Annotated in this window: 16 protein-coding genes; 5 read left to right on the top strand and 11 right to left on the bottom strand. The window is 71.7% G+C overall.

From position 1 onward, the window contains the following. The first annotated feature begins 119 nt into the window (after positions 1–119). Positions 120–1,136: a LacI family DNA-binding transcriptional regulator gene (locus tag ACSHV8_RS46490; protein WP_436526901.1), complete on the top strand. Its 1,017-nt coding sequence runs from the start codon at positions 120–122 to the stop codon at positions 1,134–1,136. 96 nt (positions 1,137–1,232) lie between these two features. Here ACSHV8_RS46490 and ACSHV8_RS46485 read toward each other — a convergent pair whose 3' ends face one another. Together ACSHV8_RS46485 and ACSHV8_RS46480 are read right to left on the bottom strand one after the other, a co-directional pair. Beyond that, positions 1,233–2,504, bottom strand: a complete 1,272-nt coding sequence (locus ACSHV8_RS46485; protein ID WP_436526900.1) for an acyltransferase family protein — start codon at positions 2,502–2,504, stop codon at positions 1,233–1,235. Positions 2,505–2,706: 202 nt separating this feature from the next. After that, on the bottom strand, positions 2,707–5,331 hold the full coding sequence (locus ACSHV8_RS46480; protein ID WP_436526899.1) for a putative bifunctional diguanylate cyclase/phosphodiesterase: 2,625 nt from the start codon (positions 5,329–5,331) through the stop codon (positions 2,707–2,709). A 197-nt stretch (positions 5,332–5,528) separates the two neighbouring features. Here ACSHV8_RS46480 and ACSHV8_RS46475 point away from each other — a divergent pair, with 197 nt between their 5' ends. The 3 genes from ACSHV8_RS46475 (at position 5,529) to ACSHV8_RS46465 (ending at position 8,875) form a co-directional block, all read left to right on the top strand. After that, on the top strand, positions 5,529–5,924 hold the full coding sequence (locus ACSHV8_RS46475) for a PH domain-containing protein (protein ID WP_436526898.1): 396 nt from the start codon (positions 5,529–5,531) through the stop codon (positions 5,922–5,924). Between the two features lie 69 nt (positions 5,925–5,993). Continuing rightward, positions 5,994–7,154 (top strand): PQQ-dependent sugar dehydrogenase, encoded by a 1,161-nt coding sequence (locus tag ACSHV8_RS46470; RefSeq protein WP_436526897.1) that lies wholly within the window; start codon positions 5,994–5,996, stop codon positions 7,152–7,154. Positions 7,155–7,207: 53 nt separating this feature from the next. Continuing rightward, positions 7,208–8,875 carry a metallophosphoesterase gene (locus ACSHV8_RS46465; protein ID WP_436526896.1) on the top strand — a complete coding sequence of 556 codons (1,668 nt, stop codon included), beginning with the start codon at positions 7,208–7,210 and terminating at the stop codon, positions 8,873–8,875. A gap of 443 nt (positions 8,876–9,318) precedes the next feature. Here ACSHV8_RS46465 and ACSHV8_RS46460 read toward each other — a convergent pair whose 3' ends face one another. Further along, positions 9,319–10,431 (bottom strand): tetratricopeptide repeat protein, encoded by a 1,113-nt coding sequence (locus ACSHV8_RS46460; RefSeq protein ID WP_436526895.1) that lies wholly within the window; start codon positions 10,429–10,431, stop codon positions 9,319–9,321. A gap of 129 nt (positions 10,432–10,560) precedes the next feature. Then, positions 10,561–12,060, bottom strand: coding sequence for an Asp-tRNA(Asn)/Glu-tRNA(Gln) amidotransferase subunit GatB (gene gatB / locus ACSHV8_RS46455; protein ID WP_436526894.1), 1,500 nt, complete (start codon positions 12,058–12,060; stop codon positions 10,561–10,563). Between the two features lie 142 nt (positions 12,061–12,202). On the opposite strand from gatB, the gene ACSHV8_RS46450 reads away from it, so the two are divergent. Further along, the gene (locus tag ACSHV8_RS46450) at positions 12,203–13,660 is read left to right on the top strand and encodes a M1 family metallopeptidase (RefSeq protein ID WP_436526893.1); all 1,458 of its coding nucleotides are present in this window, start codon (positions 12,203–12,205) and stop codon (positions 13,658–13,660) included. Between the two features lie 86 nt (positions 13,661–13,746). On the opposite strand, the gene gatA is transcribed toward ACSHV8_RS46450, so the two are convergent. From gatA to ACSHV8_RS46415, 7 genes are all read right to left on the bottom strand, one after another. After that, the gene (gatA, locus tag ACSHV8_RS46445; RefSeq protein ID WP_436526892.1) at positions 13,747–15,210 is read right to left on the bottom strand and encodes an Asp-tRNA(Asn)/Glu-tRNA(Gln) amidotransferase subunit GatA; all 1,464 of its coding nucleotides are present in this window, start codon (positions 15,208–15,210) and stop codon (positions 13,747–13,749) included. Between the two features lie 2 nt (positions 15,211–15,212). Continuing rightward, the gene (gene gatC, locus ACSHV8_RS46440) at positions 15,213–15,512 is read right to left on the bottom strand and encodes an Asp-tRNA(Asn)/Glu-tRNA(Gln) amidotransferase subunit GatC (RefSeq protein ID WP_436526891.1); all 300 of its coding nucleotides are present in this window, start codon (positions 15,510–15,512) and stop codon (positions 15,213–15,215) included. A gap of 43 nt (positions 15,513–15,555) precedes the next feature. Next, positions 15,556–17,577 (bottom strand): putative bifunctional diguanylate cyclase/phosphodiesterase, encoded by a 2,022-nt coding sequence (locus ACSHV8_RS46435; RefSeq protein WP_436526890.1) that lies wholly within the window; start codon positions 17,575–17,577, stop codon positions 15,556–15,558. A 150-nt stretch (positions 17,578–17,727) separates the two neighbouring features. Then, positions 17,728–19,983, bottom strand: a complete 2,256-nt coding sequence (gene ligA, locus ACSHV8_RS46430) for an NAD-dependent DNA ligase LigA (protein ID WP_436526889.1) — start codon at positions 19,981–19,983, stop codon at positions 17,728–17,730. Positions 19,984–20,047: 64 nt separating this feature from the next. Further along, positions 20,048–21,043: a methionine synthase gene (locus ACSHV8_RS46425; protein ID WP_436526888.1), complete on the bottom strand. Its 996-nt coding sequence runs from the start codon at positions 21,041–21,043 to the stop codon at positions 20,048–20,050. Next, positions 21,036–22,124, bottom strand: coding sequence for a tRNA 2-thiouridine(34) synthase MnmA (mnmA, locus tag ACSHV8_RS46420; RefSeq protein WP_436526887.1), 1,089 nt, complete (start codon positions 22,122–22,124; stop codon positions 21,036–21,038). Before mnmA ends, ACSHV8_RS46425 begins: the two co-directional genes overlap by 8 nt. A gap of 31 nt (positions 22,125–22,155) precedes the next feature. After that, entirely contained in the window at positions 22,156–23,331 is a 1,176-nt protein-coding gene (locus tag ACSHV8_RS46415) for a cysteine desulfurase family protein (protein ID WP_436526886.1), read from the bottom strand. Positions 23,332–23,464: the final 133 nt, after the last annotated feature.

Below are 23,464 nucleotides of genomic sequence, written 5' to 3'. Positions count from 1 at the left end.
ACGCCCGATAAGCTCAGCGGCAACATTTTCGGGGCGGCAGATCACTCCGCGCCGCCGCCGGCCGGGACATCTCCGCCGCGCAGCGACAGCTCCGCGCCGGCGGGGACAGAGGAGACTGAGTGAAACGGCCCACCATCGCCGACATCGCCCGGCGTGCGGGTGTGTCCAAAGGCGCCGTGTCCTACGCGCTGAACGGTCAGCCCGGCGTCTCCGAGGCCACCCGTAAACGGATTCTCGCCATCGCGCAGGAGATCGGCTTCAACGCCAACAGCGCCGCCCGGGCCCTCTCCGGCGCCCGCGCCCGCGCGGTCGGCCTCACCCTCTGCCGACCGGCCCGGATACTCGGCATCGAGCCCTGGTTCATGGGCCTGATCAGCGGTTTCGAGGCCGAGCTGGGCGCGCAGTCCTACGCGCTGACCCTCCAGGTGGTGGCCACCCCGGAGCAGGAGGTCGAGGTCTACCGCCGCTGGTGGGGCGAGCGCCGCATCGACGGCGTGATCGTCACCGACCTCCGGGAGAACGACGTCCGCATCCCGGTCCTGCAGCAGCTCCAGCTGCCGGCCGTGGTGATCGGCGGTTCCGGCGAGCCCAGCCCGGTCACCCAGATCTGGTCCGACGACGGCGGCGCCATCACCGAGGCGGTGCGCTACCTCGTCGCGCTCGGCCACTCCCGCATCGCCCGGGTCAGCGGCGTGCCCGACCTGCTGCACACCCAGGTCCGGACCAAGGCGTTCAACGAGGTCTGCGTCTCCCTCGGCCTCGGCGACGCGGTCACCGTGCCGGCCGACTACACCGGCGAGGAGGGCAGCCGGGCCACCCGCCGCCTGCTCATCGGCGGCGACCGGCCGACCGCGATCATCTACGACAATGACGTGATGGCGGTCGCCGGGCTGGCCGTGGCGCAGGAGATGGGCCTGTCCGTCCCGGGCGACCTGTCGATCGTGGCCTGGGACGACTCGCCGCTGTGCAGCCTGGTCCACCCGCCGCTGACCGCGCTCAGCCGCGACGTCTCCGGCTACGGCGCGCAGGCCGCTCGCGAGCTGCTCAACGCCGTCGACGGCAAGAAGGTCGGCAACGTGAAGGCCCAGACCGCCCACCTCACCCCTCGCGGCAGCACCGCCCCACCAAGGTCATAAACCCTTGCGCGTACGGCGTTGAGCACGGTCCCGGGGCGCTCCCCCGCGAGCTGATCCCGGCCCGGCCCGGCGGTCTTTCCGGGCCGGGCTCCTGGGTCAGTACCGCATCGACCCCGGTCGCGGCCCCTCGGGCCAGCGGCCGGACAGGTCGAGCACGAGCGTGTCCTCGGCCGACCCGTCCGACGGCCGGGCCGGTTCAGGGGTGGCCGGTACGGGAGCGGGCGGCTCGGCCTGCTTCGACCGGCCGAACTGGTCGCCCTTGGTGTTCATCTCGGCGATCGCCCGGGTCAGCCCGCGCTTGAGGATCGGCACGAGCGGCCGCTCCACGAACCGATGGACCAGCCAGGCGAGCAGCATCATCAGCAGAGTCGTGCCGAACAGAAGTTTCCAGGGGCCGATCGTCGGTGAGAGCTCCCGGATGACCGTCAGCCCGACCGCGTGGTGGATCAGATAGATCGGGTACGTCATCGCGCCCAGCGTGGTGATCCACCCACCGCGGACCCAGTTCAGCCAGCCGAGCGCCAACGCGATGATCACCAGGAAGCAGCCGGTGATCACGACCTGCGCCGGCCACCAGGCCAGATCGTTACGGCCCATCGAGCGCATGTTCTCGGTGACCCGATGCTCCACGGCGAACATCGCCAGCGCCCAGCAGCAGACGACGATCCCCCCGGTCAGCATGGTCGGCCCGAAGCGGTGCATCAGGTAGATGGCGATGCCGGCGATGAAGTACTCGGCGTACTCCGGCTGGAAGATCAGCTTGAGCGTCTTGTCGTCCGCGCTGTTGGCGATGAACGAGCCGACCAGCCACAGCAGGCAGAACATGGTCACCCGGCGGTAGGTCAGGCCACGCCACACCACCAGACAGAACAGCAGGTAGAACCGCATCTCCTGCCAGAGCGTCCAGACCACCACGGTCATACCGGGAGCCATCGCCGGCATGTTGAACATGGTCAGGTTGACCAAGATCGTGCCGATCTTGGGCGGCTCGGTGCCGGGCTGCGGATACCTGATCTGGGTCACCGCGATCAACAGGATGGCCGCCCAGTAGACCGGGTAGAGGCGGACGATGCGGGAGACGAAGAACTCCCCGAGCGACCGGCCCCAGCAGCTCATACAGATGACGAAGCCGCTGATCAGGAAGAAGAACTCGACGCCGAAGATCCCGTAGACCGAGGCGTAGTGGATGGACGGGAACGTCGCCTTGTTCGTGTCCTGCCACACATGCGAGTTCAGCCCGACGAAGTGGGCCGCGATGACGGCCAGCGCGGCGATGAACCGCAGGCCGTCCAGGGCCACCAGGCGCGGACGGCGCTGCGGCGGCGCGGACGGCGTGGGCGCGGTCCGGGCAGCCGGTATCACTGACATGTTCTTTTGAATCCCCCGTGACGATCATCCGCGCCGGCCGGCTCGGGAACACGATTCCCGCCCGCTGATGCTGTCCTCAGCGGCCGACCGGGCGACAGATTCGATCACGGTAGATCAACTCTGACAAGGTCTCGGATTTGCCGGATGGCGTGCAGGCAGGCAACGGGGCTCACGCCGTACGGGAAAGGGATTTTGGGGGTTTTCAGGGATTTCGGTCGACTCGGTGGCTTTCCAGGTAGGCCTCGATGCGCTCGGCCGGGGCCGGGTGGGCGACAGCCAGGCCCTGGCCGAAACGGCAGCCCGCGGCCAGGGCGCGGTCGATGCTCTCCGGGGTCTCCAGGCCCTTGGCGACCAGGTCGAGGCCGATCCGGCGGGCCAGCCCGACGACGACCCCGAGCGTCGCCGCCTCGGACTCCAGCTGGGCCAGGGACGCGTTGAGCTTGAGCATGTCAACCGGGAGGCGGCGCAGGTTGGCCAGCGACGTCTGGCTGGAGCCGAAGTCGTCGAGCGCGGCCCGGACGCCGAGTTTGCGCAGGCCGGAGAGGGCGGCCACGATGGCCGGCAGATCCTCGGCGATCCACGTCTCGGCGATCTCGACGACCAGCCGGTCCGGGGCGATGCCGTAACGCCGCAGGGTGCTCGCGATCTGCTCCGGGAAGCGGGCGGTGAGCAGCTCGCGCGGCCCGACGTTGACCGAGACCCAGAACTCGCCGTCGTCGCCGGCCCAGTTCCGCAGGTGGCGGCTGGCCTCGTCGAGCGCCCAGTCGTTCAGGTCGGCGATGATGCCCTGCGCCTCGGCAATCGGCAGGAACTCCTCGGGCAGGATCGTGCCGAGCTCCGGGTGCCGCCAGCGCAGCAGCGCCTCGACCCCGGCCGGGCGGCCGTCGCGCAGGGCCGCGACCGGCTGGAAGACCAGGTCCAGCTCACCGCGACCGGCCGCGCCGGGCAGCTGGCGTTCCAGCCCCATCCGGCGCTGGAGCATGAGCTCGACGTCCGGGTCATACCACTCCACGGCGTCGCGGCCCAGCTGATCGGCCCGCTGCCGGGCCAGGTCGGCGTGCCGGAGCACCTCGTCCGGCCCCGGGGCGCCGGCCAGCTCGGCCAGGCCGACGCTGGTGTGCAGGCGGACCTGCGCGCCGGGCACCTGGAACGGGTCGGCCAGGGTGGCGACGATGCGGGTGGCCAGCGCGTAGGCCGGGACGGCGGACCGGGGTGTGAGCACCGCGAACTCGTCACCGGCGAGCCGGGCGGGCACGTCACCCTCCCCGGTCAGCGCGCGCAGCCGGCGGGCCATCTCGGTCAGCACGGCGTCGCCGACCTCACGGCCGTGCACGTCGTTGACCTCGGCCAGCCCGTGCAGGTCGAGGACGAGCAGCGTGCCGTGCGGCCCGGGGCGGCGGCGGAAAGCCAGCAGGTCGCGCATCAGGGCCTGCCGGTTGGCCAGGCCGGTGAGCTGATCCAGATAGGCCAGCCGGTGCAGGGTGCGCTCCAGGTGGCGGCGCTCGCCGACGTCCCGCACGTGCACCACCAGGGCGGCCACCTCGGGCACCGAACGCTGGTCGGAGATGGTCGACTCGGTGTCCCGCCAGAGCTTCGCGCCGTCCCGCATCCGGGCGCTGACCAGCACCGGTGGACCGCCCTCGTGCTCACCGGCGAGCACCGAGCGGATCACCGCGAGCGCGTCACCGGCGTCCTCCGGGTGGATCATCTCGCCGAACGCGCGGCCCAGCACCTGATCGTCGCGCAGCCCGAACAGCCGGGCCGCGGCCGGGGACTGCCAGCGCACGGTGAGCCGCTCGTCCAGCACCAGGGTCAGATCGGTGGCGCCGGCGACCAGGGAACGGAAATGCGCCTCGGTGACGCGCAGCCGGCCCGCGTACAGCCGGATGTCGCGGACCACCAGCAGCTCGCGCATGACCAGGACACTGATCATGATCACGGCGAAGACGACACCCTCGGTGTCGAAGCCGGGCGAGGTCAGCAGGTGCCACACCGCGGCCACCACCCCGACCGCGGCCGGGACGGCCAGCAGCGGATAACTCGCCAGGTACCGATCCGGGTTGACCGGCTCGGCGGGCGGGACCGGCAGGCCCCGGCGCGAGCCGCCCCCGGCCGCCGCGGCCAGGCCGGCCACCATCGGCAGACCCAGCAGCGGGACGGCCGGGCCGGTCACGCCGAGCGCCATCACCTCGGCCAGCGCGGCCAGCGAGATCAGCACCAGCCCGGCCCCGGCCGAACACCAGACCGCCGGGACCGGACGCGGCCGGGCCCGCAGCACGATCACGGTCACGATCGACACGCCGCCGGCGGTGATCAGCAGGGCCGGCAGCGCGGCCGGATGGGCCTGCCCGTCCGGCGGGATCAGGTAGGCCGCGAAGCCCAGGCTGATGCCGAGCCCGACCCCGTCGAAGCCGCGCCGCAGCCGGATCGGCCAGTTGCGCGCGGCGCCCGGCAGCAGCGAGGCGCCCAGCACGTAACACCCCGCGGCCACGCCCAGGCCCACGGTCAGCCACGTCACCGCACCCGGCGGGGACCACCCGGGCACCAGCACGGTCAGCGCGGTGGCCAGGGCACCCAGGCCGACGAAACCGGCGCCGCGGCAAGCCACGAACGTGCCGTCGGCGTGATGGATGTCGAGGGCGGAGCGCACCAGGTAGGCCGACGCGCCGACACCGGCGGCACCGACGCCCAGGGCGAGCGCCGCCGCACCGGGCAGCAGGCCGGCGGCGCCGGCGAGCAGGATCAGAACAGCCGTCGCGGAGACGGTGAGCAGGACAGCCCGGCCATTGGTGCTGGGCCGGGCCGGCGCGAGGGGCGGCACGGCCACGACAGGTCCTCTGCGTTGGCGCCGGGGGGGTCGGCCCCCGACGGGCGGGGCGGAGCAAGAGGTCGTTGCACCGGGACAACGATCCATCGGCGGATCCGGTTACGGGCGGCCTCTTCCCGGATCGTCGACCATGGACGGTCGGCGGTCAACTCGGGGCTGTGGATAACTCGCCCGGTGCCAGGTGGGAGGATAAGGACGTGAGCAGACGTCCCCTTCTCCGCGTACGCAAGTCCGGCACCGCGCTGGTGGCCTCCGGGATCGCGTTCGTCGGCGCGGTGCCGCTGGCCGGCGTCTCCCGGGCGTGGGCGTTGGTGCTGGTGATCCCGCTCGCCGCGCTGGTCTGGTCGTGGCGCGCGGGCACCGACATCTATCAGGACGAGGTACGGGTCCGCGCCCTCTTCGGCGGCAACCGGGTGCCCTGGAGCCGGATCATCGAGCTCGCGCCGGACGAGCGGGGCCGGGTCTCCGCCCTGCTGGACAACGGGAACGTGATCCGGCTGACCGGCGTCACCCGGGAGAACCTGCACCTGGTGCTGGAAGCGGTGGGCAAGCCCGCGGCCACTTCGGAGACCGACGCCGCCGTGGAGCCGTGAGCTTTCCGGGGAACTGTCAGACGCCGCGGTTACCCTGATCGGCAGACAAAGCTAGGGGGTGGTTCAGCCGTGCGTTCCCGCCGGGGCCGTGCCGCGGTCGCGACACTGGCCGTCGTGCTGGGCCTGACCTCGGGCTGCAGCTTCGGGCCGCCGGGGCCGGATCAGGCCGGCAGCGCGCCCAACCTGCCCGGCCCGTCGATCGCCGCCACCGCCAGCGCCGGGGCCGACGACCAGGAGATCGCGGTCACCGTGCTGGCCAAGGGCCTTGAGGTCCCGTGGGGCATCGCCTTCCTGCCGGACGGGTCGGCCCTGGTCACCGAGCGTGACACGGCCCGCATCCTGAAGGTCGGCCCGGAGTCGGACGCCGACGGGCTGAAGGTCTCCGAGGTCTCCCGCCTGGCCGAGGTGCGCGCGTCGGGCGACAGCGGCCTGATGGGCATCGCCGTCTCGCCGAAGTATGCGACCGACAAGACCGTCTACGTCTACTACTCCACCGCCGCCGACAACCGGATCGGGAAGCTGATCCTGGGCAAGGCGATCGAGCCCATCCTCACCGGAATCCCCCGCTCGGCCGAGGAGAACGGTGGTGCGCTGGCCTTCGGCCCGGACGGCTACCTTTACGCCGGCACCGGCGACGGCACCGCCACCGGCACCCAGGCGCAGAATCCGAAGAGCCTCGGCGGCAAGATCCTCCGGATGACCACGGACGGCAAGCCGGCCCCGGGCAACCCGGTCAAGACCTCCCTCGTCTGGTCCTCCGGCCACCGCAACGTGCAGGGCCTGACCTGGGACAAGACCAAGCGCATGTTCGCCACCGAGAATTCGCAGCCCAAGTTCTCCGAGCTGAACGTGATCGTCAAGGGCAAGGACTACGGCTGGCCCCAGGCCGACGGCAAGGCCGGGGACGCGAAGTTCACCGACCCGCTGGTCGCCTGGCCGGCCGCCGCGTCGTCCTGCGGCGGGGTGGCCAGCTTCGAGACCACGGTGGCCACCGCCTGCCTGCTCGGCAAGCGGCTCTACCTGCTCAACGTGACCGGCAACGGCACCGTGCTGGGCAACCCGCAGGAGCTGCTCACCGGCAAGTACGGGCGGCTGCGGGCCCTGGTCGCGGCGCCGGACGGGTCGCTCTGGGTCAGCACCTCCAACCAGGAGGACGCCGGCGAGCCGGACCCGGAGGACGACCGGCTGATCCGGCTCGTCTTCTCCGACGGCGGCGCCGGCCGGAGCTGATGAGACGCGCATGACTGTTTCGCGGCGAGCCGGGCTGGGCAGGTGGGGGCCCGATGAGTGAGCTCGCGGCGCCATGGCGCCGTCGACTGCGGTCGACGACCGATTTTTCCGTACGGGTGTGGAAGCACCGCTGGTTCCGCAACTCCCGGGTCGCCGCGGCGGTCGGCCTGGTCGGCCTCACGGCGGCGGTGATCGGCGTGATGCTGTTCGCGCACACCGAGATCAACGTGGGGCCGTTCCGGGCCGAGATGTCGCTGCGCCCCACCGTGGTCGGCGGCACCGAGGTGGACATCCCGCCGCTCGGCTCCCTGCACCTGGACAGTCACCGGGGCACCCTGCACCTGAAGGTGGCGCTCGGCTCGCTCGACCAGAGCCGCACCGAGGAGCTGATCGACAACCCGACCGCGATCAGCTCGGCCGGTGACCGCGCCGTCGACGAGGTCACCGCCGGGGTGACCCAGCTCGCTCTGCGTACGGTCGGGCTGGCCGTGCTCAGCGCGATCCTCGCCGCCGCGCTGATCTTCCGCAACGTCCGGCGCACCGCCGCGGCCGGGCTCACCGCGCTGGTCGCCGCGGCCGGCAGCATCGGGATCGCCGCGGCCACCATCCGGCCCAACGCGATCAGCGAGCCGCGGTATGAGGGACTGCTGGTCAACGCCCCGGCCGTGGTCGGTGACGCCCGGCGGATCGCCGACAACTACGGGCGGTACGCCGAGCAGCTCCAGCAGATCGTCAGCAACGTCAGCCGGATCTACACCACCGTGTCGGCGCTGCCCGTCTACGAGCCGGCCGGGAACACCACGCGCATCCTGCACGTCTCCGACCTGCATCTGAACCCGTCGTCGTGGGGCCTGATCCGCACCGTCGTGCAGACCTTCGACATCGACGCGGTGATCGACACCGGGGACATGGTCGACTGGGGCAGCAGCGCCGAGACGTCGTACGTCTCCTCGATCCCGTCGCTGAACGTGCCCTACATCTACGTCCGCGGCAACCACGACTCGGTGGCCATCCAGACCGCCGTCTCCAAGCAGCGCAATGCGATCGTCCTCGACGACAAGATCATCCTGCAGAACGGTCTGACCATCGCCGGGATCGGCGACCCCCAGTTCACACCGGACAAGAGCGAGACCAACACGGCCGGCGACAACTCGGGCGCCGAACTGCTCACCGCGGCCGGGGAACGCCTGGCCACGACGATCCGGGACTCCGGCAAGAAGGTGGACATCGCCCTCGTCCACGACCCGGCGATGGCCCAGCCGCTCTCCGGGGTGGTGCCCCTCGTGCTGGCCGGGCACAAACACAAACGCTCGGTCGAGATGCTGCCGGCGCCGGCCGCGCCCACACCCGACCGGTCCGCGTCGGCGTCACCCACGCCGTCACCGGCCGCGTCGGCCACCCTGCAGGCACCGATGCCGACCCGGCTGATGATCGAGGGCTCGACCGGTGGCGCCGGGCTGCGCGGGCTGGAGAACGAGGAACCGACGCCGCTGTCGTTGTCGGTGCTCTACTTCGACGAGAATCACGACCTGAAGGCGTACGACGACATCCAGCTCGGCGGCACCGGCCAGTCCAACGTCGAGATGCAGCGGAACGTGGTCGGCCTGGACGACAAGGACCCGGTCGTCACCCCCACGTCGTCCGCCACGTCGTCCGCGCCGGTCGGGTCGCCGACGCCCTCGGTCTCGGCCGGCACCCCGGTCAGCCAGCCCAGCCGCTGACCGTCCACCCCGTCCACCCCGCTGCCCCATCAGCTCGCCCCACGGTTCACTCACCCAGCTGGTGCTCACGGCTGCTTCGCAGCCCCTGAGACAGCCGTGAGCACCAGCCGAGACCGCGACGCGCACGCGATGCTGAGCCCGCCGGGGCTCAGCTGGTGCTCACGGCTGCCAAACGGCCACGAAACAGCCGCCAGCACCAGCCAAGACCGCGACGCGCACGCGATGCTGAGCACGCCGGGGCTCAGCTGGCGCTCACGGCTGCCAAACCGCCAGGAAACAGCCGCCAGCACCAGCTGGGACCACGACATGCACGCGATGCGTGGCGGCGGGCCTGGGCTGGTGCTCACGGCTGTCATCCGGGTGCGAAGCAGCCGTGAGCGCCAGCTGGGGGCTTGGCGCGCGCAACCGCGGGGGTGGGCGTGGTGCGCGTGGGGTGGGGGTGGTCAGCGGGGGGTTTGGAGGCGGCGGTAGAGGCCTAGGGTGCAGGAGGTGGCGAAGGCGGCGGTCAGCAGTAGCACGGCGCCCGCGCCGGGCCATTGGGTGCCGGTGATCAGGACCGGGATGGCTACGAAGGCGGTGGCCAGGATCGGGACCTTCAGGAAGTCGCGGCGCGGCAGCGCCGGGCCCGCCCCGGGTCCGCCGCTGCGCAGGGCCCACCGGAGGACGGCGGTGAACAGCGGCAGGAACGCCGCCACGGCGAACCCGCCGAAGATCGCGGCCTCGGGCGAGCCCAGCAGCATCAGGGTCATGACGGCCAGGACGACTCCGGCCGGGAACGCGCCGGCCGACACGAGCGGCAGCCAGCGGGCGATCGACGTCGTGTTCCCGGCCAGGATCCGGATGGCCGCCTGCTGACCTGGGTCGATGGCCAGCGCGGCGCGGGCGGCGGCGTGCGCTTCCTCGTGCCGGCCCTGGTTGGAGTACGCCGCGGCGAGCAGCGCGTGCGCGTCGGCGTCCTCCGGGGCGAGCTGGGTGGCCCGGAGCGCGAGCTGTTCCATCTCGCTCCAGCGGAGCAGGAAGTACAGGGCGAGCGCGCGCATCCGGATCGCCGGCACGCAGTCCGGGTCCAGGTCGAGGGATCGACCGGCGTCGGCCAGGGCGGCCTCGTACTGGTTGAGGCCGATCCGGGCGCCGGCCAGCCGGTGCCAGCCTCGCACGTCGGCCGGGTTGGCCCGCAGGAATTCTTCCAGCAGCCGGACCGCGTCCGTGTACCGCAGCTCGTCGACCGCCGCGTGGGCCGCGGCGACCAGCGGCGGCTCTCCCTGGGCCAGCCAGTGGGCCTCGCCCGGGCCGCCCACCTGCGGTCCGTAGGGCACGGGCAGGACCGGGGCCGCCGCGACCGGGTCGGCGGCCGGCATCGCGGGCGCACCGGACGGCGCCGGCCACGCCAGAACCTCCGAGCCGGGCGCGACCGGCGGCTCGGAAGAACCGGCCGCGGGCGGCTCGGAAGAACCGGCCGCGGGCGGAACGAACGACTCGGGCGCGGCCTGGGCCACCGGCTCGGAACTCGGGGCGGTCGCAGCGACCGATTCGGGGCCGGGCGGGACGTCGGTCATGGCGGCTTCCCCGTCATCGAGGCGAACGGATGATCGCCGACCGACTCTAATCGACGCCCACGATTGCCCCGGAACGACGTCGCCCGGTCCGCCGTGGAGCGGGCCGGGCGAGAAATCCGTACGTCGGAATTAAGAAACGCCGAGCCGGGACAAGATCAAGTCGCGGACGGTCTTGGCGTCGGCCTGGCCTCGCGTGGTTTTCATGACCGCGCCGACGAGCGCGCCGGCCGCCGCCACCTTGCCGTCACGGATCTTGTCGGCGATGCCCGGGTTGGCGGCGATGGCCTCGTCGACCGCGGCCTGCAGCGCGCCGGTGTCGGACACGACCTCGAGGCCGCGCGCGGCCATGACCTCGGCCGGCGAGCCCTCGCCGCCCACGACGCCCTCAAGCACCTGGCGGGCCAGCTTGTCGTTGAGCTTGCCGTCGTCGACCAGTTTCTGCAGCTCGGCGACCTGCGCCGGGGTGGCGCCGACCTCGGCCAGGTCAACGCCCAGCTCGTTGGAGCGCCGGGCCAGCTCGCCCAGCCACCACTTGCGGGCACCGGCCGGGCTGGCGCCGGCGGCGATGGTCTCCTCGATCAGCTCGATCGCGCCGGCGTTGGTCGCCGACTGCATCTCGACCTCGGTGATGCCCCACTCCTCACGCAGGCGGGCCCGCTTCACGCTGGGCTTTTCCGGCTGGGAGGCGCGCAGCTGCTCGACCCAGGCCGGGTCGGGCGCGATCGGGACCAGGTCGGGCTCGGGGAAGTAGCGGTAGTCGGTCGCGGTCTCCTTGGAGCGGCCCGGGCGGGTGTCGCCGGTCGTCTCCTGGAAGTGGCGGGTCTCCTGGAAGATCCGGGTGCCCTCGTCGAGGAGCCCGGCCTGCCGGATGATCTCGGAGCGGACCGCGCGCTCGACCGAGCGCAGCGAGTTCACGTTCTTCGTCTCGGTGCGGGTGCCCCACTCCTCGCCGGGCTTGTTCAGCGAGGTGTTGACGTCGCAGCGCATCGAGCCCTGCTCCATGCGGACGTCGGAGACGCCGAGCGCCCGGATGATGTCGCGCAGCTCGGCCACGTACGCCTTGGCGATCTCGGGCGCGTCGGCGCCGAGGCCGGGAACCGGCTTGGTGACGATCTCGACCAGCGGGATGCCGGCCCGGTTGTAGTCGACGAGCGACTCGGTGGCGCCGTGGATGCGACCGGTGGCCCCGCCCACGTGCAGGGTCTTGCCGGTGTCCTCCTCGATGTGGACCCGCTCGATCTCGACCCGGTACTCCTTGCCGTCGACCGTCACGTCGACGTAGCCGTCCACACAGAGCGGCTCGTCGTACTGCGAGGTCTGGAAGTTCTTCGGCATGTCCGGGTAGAAGTAGTTCTTCCGGGCCATCCGGCACCACTGCGCGATGTCACAGTTCAGCGCCAGACCGATCCGGATGGTCGCCTCGATGGCGGCCCGGTTCATCACCGGCAGGGCGCCCGGGAGGGCCAGGCAGACCGGGCAGACCTGCGTGTTCGGCTCGGCGCCGAACTCGGTCTTGCAGCCGCAGAACATCTTGGTCTGCGTGCCCAGCTCGACGTGCGTCTCCAGGCCGATGACCGGCTCGTAACGGCTGAGGGCGTCGTCGTAGGACGGCAGCGCGATGGTCGTCATGTGCTTCGGCTCCGGCTCACTGCGGCATCGGGATACGGACAGACGTCAAGCCTAGTCGCCCGGTATGACGCGACGTCGCCGGGTTTACTCACCGGCCGATTAATGCCCCCACAGAAAACGATCTTCACGATAACGTCCGCGCATGCGTCGATCCTTCACCGCCGTGGCCGTGGCCGCGACGGTTCTGTGCGGGGCCTGCACAGACAAACCCACCGCAGCGCCGACGACGGCCCCGTCGGCTTCGTCGAGCGCCGCACCGGCCATCGACTACACGGCCTGGCAGGCCGGCAAGTCCACCACGGTCGCCGACAAGTTGTACCCCGAGCACGGCAATGCCGGGCTCGACGTACTCCAGTACGACCTGAAGCTCGACTGGAACCCCACCAAGAAAATTCTTACGGGTACGGCCACCCTCCGCATCCGTCCGACCGCCGCGGCCAGTGAGATCAAGCTGGACTTCGCGAACCTGTCCGTCGACAAGGTCACCGTCGACGACGCGCCGGCCACCGGCACCCTGGCCAAGCAGAAGCTGACCGTCCCGGCCCAGCTGGTCGCCGATCAGCCGGTCACCCTGGTCGTCGACTACCACGGCACGCCCAAGCAGGTGGCGTTCCCGTCGCACCGCACCGACGCCAAGGAGGGGCTGGGTCTGCGCCCGGCCGCGAACGGCGGCCTGTGGACCATGCAGGAGCCGTGGGGCGCGATGACCTGGTACCCGGCGAACGAGCTGGTCTCCGACAAGGCCATGTACGACATCGCGATCACCGTGCCGACCGGCTGGGTCGCCGCCGCCAACGGCACGCCCGGCCCGGTCGAGGGCAACACGTACCGCTACACCTCGACGGTTCCGACCGCGGCGTACCTGACCACGCTCGCCGTCGACAAGTACAAGAAGGTCACCCAGGCCGGCCCGCACGGCGTGAAGCTGACCTACTTCGTGATGCCGAAGACCGACGACAAGCTGCTGCCCGTGCTGAAGAAGTCGCCGCAGCTGCTGACGTGGCTGGAGGAGCGGCTCGGGAAGTACCCGTTCGAGACCGGCGGCGCCCTGCTCAACGGTTCGGTCTCGGCCATGGAGACCCAGCAGATGCTGAGCATCGGCCGGTCGCTCGTCGGGAAGGGCACCAAGGACGACCTGTCGTACGTCGAGGAGACCCTCGTCCACGAGTACGCCCACCAGTGGTTCGGCGACACGGTCACGCCCAGTACCTGGACCGACCTGTGGCTCAACGAGGGCTTCGCACAGTACCTGCAGTACCTCTACGAGCAGAAGCTCTACAAGTTCGGCGACGCCGAACTGGAGACGTTCCTCCGCAAGCGCGACGCCGAACTGCGCAAATCGGTCGGCCCGCCCGGCAAGCCGAAGGCCGCCAACTTCGCCGAGAGCAACGTCTACGTCTGCGGCGCCGCCATGCTCAAGGAACTCAACGACGCCCTCGGCGACAAGAAGTTCTTCGCCCTGATGACCGCCTGGGTGGCCGAGCACAAGGACACCAACCAGGACCGGGCCGCGTTCATCGCCTTCGTCAACCAGAACACCGGCAAGGACTTCAGCAAGCTGATCAACACCTGGCTGGACTCCAAGACCACCCCGAAGTAAAACCAGATCAACCCCAATTTTCCCGTACGACCTCAGCCCGCCCGGCCTCGACAAGTTCCACGTCGACGGCCGGGCGGGTCCGCTGTTTACAGGGCCGGCGGGGTGAAGGTGCCGATGGCCGACTCCAGGGCGCCGGCGACCCGGTACATCCGGTCGTCGGCCATGGTCGGGGCCATGATCTGGAAGCCGACCGGCAGGCCCTCGGAGAGACCGCACGGGACCGAGATGGCCGGGCCGCCGTACAGGTTGGTGGGGATGGTGAAAAGGTCGGCCAGGTACATCTGGTACGGATCCGAGGTGCGCGACCCGAACGGGAACGCCACGAACGGCGTGGTCGGGGAGACGAGCACGTCCACCTTCTCGAACGCGGCCTGGAAGTCGCGCGTGATCAGGGTGCGGACCTTCTGCGCCTGCCCGTAGTACGCGTCGTAGTAACCGCTCGACAACGCATACGTCCCCAGGATGATCCGGCGCTTGACCTCGGGGCCGAAGCCGGCTTCCCGGGTCAGCGACATGACCTCTTCCAGCGAGTGCCGGCCGTCGTCGCCGGTGCGCAGGCCGTACCGGACGCCGTCGAAGCGGGCCAGGTTGGACGAGGCCTCGCTCGGGGCGATCAGGTAGTAGGCGGGCAGTGCGTACTGGAAGTGCGGGCAGGACACCTCGACGACCTCGGCGCCCAGCTTGACCAGCGCTTCCAGCGACTCGTGGAAGGCGGCCAGCACACCCGGCTCGGAGCCGTCGCCGGCGAATTCCTTGACCAGGCCCAGCTTGACGCCGGTGAGGTCGCCGCGCAGGCCGAGGCGGGCGGCCGCGACGACGTCGGGCACCGGCTGGGCGATGGAGGTGGAGTCGCGCGGGTCGTGGCCGGCGATCGCGGCGTGCAGCAGCGCGGTGTCCTCGACCGTGCGGCCGCAGGGGCCGGGCGTGTCGAGCGAGGACGAGAACGCGATCAGGCCGTAGCGGGACGTGCCGCCGTACGTCGGCTTGGCCCCGACCGTGCCGGTGACCGCGCCGGGCTGACGGATCGAGCCGCCGGTGTCGGTGCCGATGGCGAGCGGCGCCTCGTAGGCCGCGAGGGCGGCGGCCGAGCCACCGCCCGAGCCGCCCGGGATGCGCCCCAGGTCCCACGGGTTGTTCGTGGGTCCGTACGCCGAATATTCGGTGGAGGAGCCCATGGCGAACTCGTCCATGTTGGTCTTGCCGAGGATCGGCATGCCGGCGTTCTTCAGCCGTTCGACGATGGTCGCGTCGTACGGCGGCTTCCAGCCCTCAAGGATCTTGGACGCGGCCGTGGTCGGCACGCCCTTGGTGGTCACCACGTCCTTGACCGCGATCGGCACACCGGCCAGCGGCCCGGTGATCTCGCCGGCGTCGACCCGGCGGGCCGCGGCGAGCGCGCCCTCCCGGTCGACGTGCAGGAACGCGTGCACCCGCTCGTCGACGGCCTCGATCCGGTCCAGGTGGGCGGTCGCCACCTCGACGGCCGAGACCTCCTTGGTGTCGAGCAGCCCGCGGAGCTCGACCGCGGTCTTCCGGGTCAGGTCGCTCACGGTCATTCCTCCTCGTCCAGGATGCGCGGCACCCGGAACCGGCCCTCGTAGGCGTCGGGCGCGCCGGAGAGCGCCTCCTCCTGCGTCAGGCACGGCTGGGGGACGTCGTCGCGGTACACGTTGGTCAGCGGAACCGAGTGCGAGGTCGGCGGGATGTCCTCCGCGGCCACCTCACCGACCCGGGCGACCGACTGCAGGATCACGTCGAGCTGTCCTGCGAACCGGTCGAGCTCCTCTTCGGTCACGGCGAGCCGCGACAGGCGCGCCAGGTGCGCGACCTCTTCGCGGGAGATGGCGGCCATCCTGCCCCCTCGTTACTTGACAGCAAACATGTAGACGATGAGTCTATTTGGCCGGGATCCATGGCCCGCGAAGAACCCCGGGCCGAATGGGCCGATAGCGCGAAAGCCACTCGGCGAGCTCCGCGGCGGGCATCGGCCGGGCGTGGAACCAGCCCTGCGCGGCGTGGCATCCGGCCGCCGCGAGCAGCCGCCAGGTCACCTCGTCCTCGACGCCTTCGGCGACCGCGCGCAGGCCGAGCGACTCGGCCAGCCCGATCACCGACCGCACGATCGCCGCGTCGCCGCGGTCGCTCGCCATGCCCAGCACGAACGAGCGGTCGATCTTCACCTCGGTCAGCGGGAGCCGCCGCAGGTGCTGCAGTGACGAGAAGCCGGTGCCGAAGTCGTCCAGGGAGATCGCCACGCCCATCCGGTCCAGCCGGGTGATGGTGTCCAGCACCCGGTGCGGGTCGGTCATCAGCGCGCTCTCGGTGATCTCCAGTTGCAGCAGGTCGGCCGGGACCTCGTGGTCGCGCAGCAGCCGGCCGACCCGGTCGGCGATGTCCCCGGCGTGCAGGTCGCGGGCGCTGACGTTGACCGCGGCCCGCAGCGGCATCCCGGCGAACCGCCACCGGGCCAGCTGCGCGACCACCTCGTCCAGCACCCGGGCGGTGAGCAGCCGCATCACCGGGGTCGGCTCGGCCACCCGCAGCAGTTCCTCGGGGCCGACCAGCCCGCGTTTCGGGTGCCGCCAGCGCAGCAGCGCCTCGACGCCGACCACCTCGCCGGTCGCGATGGCGATCTGCGGCTGGTAGAAGAGCACTATCCCGTCGTCGGGCGGGTCGCGGCGCAGCGCGGCGCGCAGGTCGGCCAGCAGGGCCAGGCGGTCCGGCGAGTCGTGCGGCGCGTCCGGGCCGTGCACGGCGACCTGGTCACCGCGCTGTTTGGCCTCGTACATCGCGGTCTCGGCCTCGCGCAGCAGCGTGGCCCCGTCGCGCCGGCCGGACTGCAGGGCGATCCCGATCGACGCAGTCAGCTCGACCGGGGTGCCGTCCATCGGGAACGGCCGGCTCAGCGCCTCGGTCAGGTGTTCGGCGATCCGCCGGGCCGACGCGGCGCCCTCGACCCGGGTCGCGAGCACCGCGAACTCGTCGCCGCCGAGCCGGACCACCAGGTCGTGCCGGGGCACCGCGTCGGTCAGCCGGTCGGCGACCCGGGCCAGCAGCCGGTCCCCGGCGCCGTGCCCGAGCGCGTCGTTGACGGTCCGGAACCGGTCGAGGTCGAGCAGGATCAGCGCCCGCTGCCGGTCCGGGCCGCGTTCGGACATGGTGGACTGCAGCGCGCGCCGGTTGGGCAGGCCGGTGAGCGGGTCGACGCGGGTGGCCCGTTCGGACTCGCCGGCCCACCGGACCATGCGGTGCACGGCGTGCAGCGCGAGCAGGGCCAGCGGCAGCAGCGCCGGGCTGACCTGCGCGGCGACCAGCAGCACGGGGGCGAGCAGCAGGAGCGCGGCGGTGGCCAGCAGATCGGCCGGGGCGCGGCGCCGATGCCGGGTGCGCCGGTCCGCCGTCCAGTGCCGCACCACGGCGGCCACCGCGTACCGGGCGGCGATCCACGCGCCGGCGGCCGCGCAGGTCAGCGCCGCGTCGCGCAGGTCCGGCCGCGGCCCGATCCGCCACGAGACGAGCCCGGCGACGAGCGCCGCCGCGCCCAGCCCGGCCGCGTGTTGCAGCGCGAGGTGGATGCTCCGGGGCACCGGGTGGCGCATCCGGACCCCGGCCACGGTCACGGCGATCAGCTGCACGGCCAGCGCGGGCACGAAACCCCAGGCCAGCGCGATGGCGAAGGTGAAGCAGATGGACGGCAGGATCACCCGGCTGACCCGCCGCCCGGGCAGCGGGTGCGGCCGGGCGTCGGCCACCACGGCCAGTGCCGCCATGATCCAGTACACCGGCGGCATGGCCCGGAACGTGCCGGGCCAGGCCGCCCAGAGTGCCAGGTCGACGGCCACGGTCAGGCCCGCGGTGACGACGAGGGCACGGCGCAACCGGGGTCCGGAGGTCGTGCGGAGACGAACGGCATCCATGCGACCTCCACGATTGGCCTCGATCACCGTGCGCCTACACGATAGATCCACATGTCGCATTTGCCGCTAATGCACTTAGCTGTTATCAAACCGACATAGGCCGCCAAACCCTCATTTCACCCGAGAGCCTTACAAGGCGCTCCACCCCGGTCAGCCCTCGGGCGTGACCTCCGCGACCTCGCGCGCCGCCTCCGGCCCGTCGGCCAGCAGCACGTCGAAGCCCGCCTCGTCGAGCACCGGCACCTTGAGGCTGAGCGCCTTGTCGTACTTGCTCCCGGGGTTCTCCCCCACCACCACGAACCCGGTCTTCTTGGAGACCGAGCCGCTCACCTTGCCGCCCCGCGACGTGACCGCCTCGGCCGCCTGATCCCGGGTGAAGCCGGCCAGCGTCCCGGTCACCACCACGGTCAGCCCGTCCAGCGGACGCGGCCCGGTCACCACCCGCTCGTCGGCCATCCTGACCCCGGCCTCGCGCCACTTCCGCACGATCTCCCGGTGCCACGGCACGGTGAACCATTCCCGCAGACTGTCCGCGATGATCGGCCCCACGCCGTCCACCGCCGCGATCGGATCGACCGCCTTCGCCTTACGTTTCGCCTTCTCCACCGCCGCGACTTCCACGGACTCCGGCGCCCCCTCCGAGGACGAGGACACCGACGCCTCCTCCGCGGCCGAGTCGTCCCCGGTCAGCGAAGCCTCCAGCGACGCGGCCTCCGCACTGGCGGCCACTGCTTCCGGATCCGCGGCCGTGCGGGTGAGTTCCGCCTCCAGCCGCTCCATCGACCCGTACTCCAACGCCAGCGCGGTCGCCGCCGTCGGCCCCACGTGCCGGATCGAGAGCGCGACGAGAACCTTCGCGAACGGCCGGGACTTCGTGTCCTCCAGCGAGGCCAGCATCTTCCCGGCGTTGGTGCCGAGGGTCCCACCCTTGTTCACGAAGAACGGCACCTGCAGCAGGTCGTCCTCGGTCAGCGTGAACAGGTCACCCTCGTTGCGCAGCACACCGGAGTCGAGCAGCGCTTTCGCCGCCTTGTAGCCGAGCACCTCGATGTCCAGCACGTCCCGGCCGGCCAGCGTCGACAATCGTTCGACGAGCTGCCCGGGGCAGGACTCACTGTTCGGACAGCGGATGTCGACGTCGTTCTCCTTGGCCGGCGCCAGCGGTGTCCCGCAGGACGGGCACTCGGTCGGCATCACGAACGCCCGCGCGTCGGCCGGCCGCAGGTCGATGACCGGCCCGAGCACCTCGGGGATCACGTCCCCGGCCTTGCGCAGCACCACGGTGTCGCCGATCAGCACGCCCTTGCGGACCACTTCCTGAGCGTTGTGCAGCGTCGCCTGCCCGACCACCGAGCCGGCCACCGGCACCGGTTCGAGGATCGCGAACGGCGTCACGCGCCCCGTCCGCCCCACGTTGACCGCGATGTCGAGGAGCTTGGTGGTGACCTCCTCGGGCGGGTACTTGAACGCGATCGCCCAGCGGGGCGCCCGGCTGGTCGACCCGAGCCGCCCCTGGATGCCGACCGAGTCCACCTTGACCACGACGCCGTCGATCTCGTGCTCGACGTCGTGCCGGTGCTCCCCGTAATAATCGATGAACTCGCGCACACCGGCCATGTCGTCGACGAGCTTCCACCGCGAGCTCGTGGGCAGACCCCAGGCCTTCAACGCCTCGTACGCATGCGATTGCGACGTGGGGCTGAAACCCTCCCGCGCGCCGATGCCGTGCACGACCATCCGCAGGCCGCGGGAGGCCGTCACCCGCGGGTCCTTCTGCCGGAGGCTGCCGGCCGCGGCGTTGCGCGGATTGGCGAACGGGGCCTTGCCCTGTTCGACCAGCGAAGCGTTCAGATCGGCGAACGCCTCGGCCGGGAAGTAGATCTCGCCGCGCACCTCGAGCAGCTCGGGCACGTCGTCGCCGGCCAGCCGCTCGGGGATCTCCCGGATCGTGCGCACGTTGCCGGTCACGTCCTCACCGGTGCGCCCGTCGCCCCGGGTGGCGCCCCGGACGAGCTTGCCCTTCTCATAGGTCAGGTTGATGGCCAGGCCGTCGACCTTGAGCTCGCAGAGGAACTGGACCGGCCCGCCGGCGTCGCGGACCGTCTTCTCGGCCCAGTCGTTCAGCTCGTCGAAGTTGAAGACGTTGTCCAGCGACATCATCCGCTCGGCGTGCGCGACCGGGGTGAAGAGCGTGGAGAACGTGCCGCCGACGTTCTGCGTCGGCGAGTCGGGGGTGCGCAGCTCGGGAAACTCGGTCTCCAGCGCCTCCAGCTCGCGCAGCTGCTTGTCGAACTCCGCGTCGGAGATCGTGGGCGCGTCGAGAACGTAGTAGCGATACTGATGACCGCGAATCTCCTCGGCGAGCTCAGCGTGGCGGGCGCTGGCCTCAGCGCTGGGTGACGTCACCGGAACCTCCGTGTCTGCGAAACCTAAGGGGCACGTTAGTCGCCACCCCTGACAATTTCGGGACTCACACCTCGGAGATCCGCCGGCCCGCTTCCTGACAGGCCTTCAGCAGCGCCCGGACGTAGCCCGGGGTGGCCCCGGCCAGCCCGCAGGCCGGCGTGACGACCACCTGCCGGGGCAGTTGCGCGGCCGGGAAGCCCAGCCGGCCCCACAGCTTCTGGACCCGCTCGGCGATCTGCTTGGACTCGGGCCGGCGGTCGCCCACCGGCCGGGTCGGGGCCGCACCGACGAACAGCCCGAGCCCGGCCTCGATCGCCTCGCCCACCGGGTCCAGGTCCTTGAGCAGCGACAGGTCGAATGCGACGGCCACCGCGGACGAGTCCCGGATCACCGGCCACGGCAGGTCGGGTGCGCAGCAGTGCACCACGACGGGCGCGTCCACGGCCGCGGCCACGGTCCGCAGCCCGGTCGCGGCGTCCGGCCCGTCGACCGCCCGGTACGCACTCAGGCCGCTCTCGGTCGCCACGTGACCGGCCAGCACGGCCGGTAGCGACGGCTCGTCGAGCTGCAGCAGCACGGTCGCCCCGGGAAGCCGTTTGCGCACGTCGGCGACGTGCCGGCGAAGTCCCTCGGCGAGCGAGTCGGTCAGGTCCCGGACCGCGCCCGGGTCGCGCAGCATCCGCCCGCCGATCGGCAGGTCGAGCGAGGCGGCCAGCGTCCACGGCCCGGCCGCCTGGATCTTGACCGTGCCGGTGAAGCCGTCGGCCTGCTCGGTGAGCTGGTCCAGGTCACGTTCCAGCAGGTCGGCGGTGCGTCGAAGGTCCTGGCCGGGCCGGGCGGCGATCTGCCAGCGCCCGGCGTAGAGCTGCACCGGCAGCTCGACCAGGAATCCGGCGCTGCGGCCGATGATGTCCGCCCCCGGGCCGCGTTCCGGCAGCTCGGGCAGGTGCGGCAGGTCGGGCAGCTCGCCGAGCACGATGCGCTGGGCCTCGGCGACGTCGGTGCCGGGCAGCGAGCCGATGCCGGTGGCCGCGCCGGCCGGCCACGGGAACTCAGGCATGCGCTGACTCCCGCGTGCCGGCGGTGATCGTGGCCGAGCCGAGCACGATGTCACCGTCCGGGTCGGGCCGGTAGGCCACGATCGCCTGGCCGGCCGCCACACCCCGCGCGGGAGTTTCCAGGATCGCCGTCAGCCCGTCGGCCGAGACGCTCACCGAGGCCGGGACGACCTCGCCATGCGCGCGAAGCTGAACCTCGCAACGGACGTCGGCCGAGATCTCGTGCCAGATCGGCCGGGCCGCTGTGACCGTGTCGACCTCAAGATCCTCACGCGGCCCGACCGTCACCGTATTCGTCACCGGAGTGATCGAAAGCACATACCGAGGCCGGCCGTCCGCCGCGGGCACCCGCAGGTTCAGCCCCTTGCGCTGGCCGATCGTGTACCCGTACGCCCCGTTGTGGGTTCCGAGCTTCTCCCCGCTGCGGCCGTCGACGATGTCCCCGGGCGCGGATCCGAGCCGCTCCTCCAGGAACCCCCGGGTGTCGCCATCCGCGATAAAGCAGATGTCGTGCGAATCCGGCTTGTCGGCCACGGCTAGGCCACGAGCGGCCGCCTCGGCCCGCACGCGCTCCTTGGTCCAGTCCCCCAGCGGGAACATGGCCCGGTCCAGCTGCGCGCGGGTCAGCACGGCCAGCACGTACGACTGGTCCTTGGCCAGGTCCACGCTGCGCCGCAGCAGGCCGTCGGCCCCCAGTCGCGCGTGGTGCCCGGTCACGACCGCGTCGAAGCCGAGCGCGACGGCCCGGTCCAGCACCGCCTCGAACTTGATCTTCTCGTTGCAGCGCAGGCACGGGTTGGGGGTGCGACCGGCCGCGTACTCGGCGACGAAGTCGTCGACGACGCCGGCGTGGAACTCCTCGGCCATGTCCCACACGTAGAACGGGATGCCGATCACGTCGGCGGCCCGCCGCGCGTCGCGCGAGTCCTCCAGCGTGCAGCACCCGCGCGCACCGGTCCGGTACGCCTGTGGATTACGGGCCAGCGCCAGGTGGACGCCGGTCACGTCGTGCCCGGCCTCCTTGGCACGGGCCGCGGCGACCGCGGAGTCGACACCGCCGGACATTGCCGCAAGAACTCGCATACCCCCAAGCCTATCCGGGCGTCCGCCGGGTTTATCTGGGCGTCTTCCACGCACCGGCCCGGCGGGCCCGCTCGACCACACCCGGCAGCGCGGCCAGCAGCGCGGCCAGGTCGGCCTCGGTGCTGTCGTGCCCGAGCGAGAACCGCAGCGACGACCGGGCCCGCGCGTCGTCGGCCCCCATCGCCAGCAGCACGTGGCTGGGCTGGGCGACCCCGGCCGAGCAGGCCGAACCGGTCGAGCAGTAGATCCCCTGCGCGTCCAGGAGCAGCAACAACGCGTCGCCCTCGCAGCCGGGGAAGGAGAAGTGGGCGTTGCCCGGCAGCCGCCGCACCGGGTCGCCGTTGTAGATCGCGTCCGGCACCGCGGCCAGCACCCGCCGGACCAGTTCGTCGCGCAGGGCGGCGACCCGGTCGGCATATTCCAGCCGGGCCCGCACGGTCGTCTCGACCGCCACCGCGAACGCCACCACACCCGGTGTGTCCAGCGTCCCGGACCGCACGTCGCGCTCCTGGCCACCGCCGTGCAGCAGCGGCGTGCAGCTCACGTCCCGGCCCAGCACCAGCGCGCCGACCCCGACCGGCCCGCCCAGTTTGTGCCCGGTGAGCGTGAGCGCCGACACACCGCTCTCGGCGAAGTCGACCGGCACCTGCCCGACCGCCTGCACGGCGTCGGTGTGGAACGGGATGCCGGCCGAGGCGGCCAGCGCGGCCAGCTCGGCGATCGGCTGCACGGTGCCCACCTCGTTGTTGGCCCACTGCACGCTGACCACGGCGATCCCGTCGCCGTGCCCGCGCACCAGTTCCGCGAACCCCGCCGGGTCGACGCGTCCGGCCGGGTCCACCGGCAGATAGGTCACTTCCGCGCCCTCGTGCCGCCCCAGCCAGTCGACCGCGTCCAGCACCGCGTGGTGCTCGACCGCCGAGGCCACCACGCGCAGCCGCCCGGGATCCTCGTCCCGCCGCGCCCAGAAGACACCCTTGGTGGCCAGGTTGTCGGCCTCGGTCCCGCCCCCGGTGAAGATCACCTCGGACGGCCGCGCCCCGATCACCGCGGCGATCCGCTCCCGCGACTCCTCGACCAGCCTCCGCGCGCCCCGCCCGGCCGCGTGCAGGGATGACGGATTGCCGATCTCCCGCGCCGCGGCCGCATAGGCGTCCAGCGCGGCGGGAAGCATCGGCGTGGTCGCCGCATGATCGAGGTAGGCCATTTTTCCCACTCTAGAACCTGTTTCTCGAAGCAACCTTCGCCGCACTACCGCGCATTCCCGCCGCCGCCCGACCGGCCGACGGCGCCTCCCCGGCAATCTAGAACAAGATCAATACAGAAGATCAAATTCTTCA

This window comes from Actinoplanes sp. HUAS TT8, assembly GCF_051380535.1.
In the GTDB taxonomy this organism is placed as follows: Bacteria; Actinomycetota; Actinomycetes; order Mycobacteriales; family Micromonosporaceae; genus Actinoplanes.
This window is presented reverse-complemented; position numbering and strand designations above follow the sequence as displayed.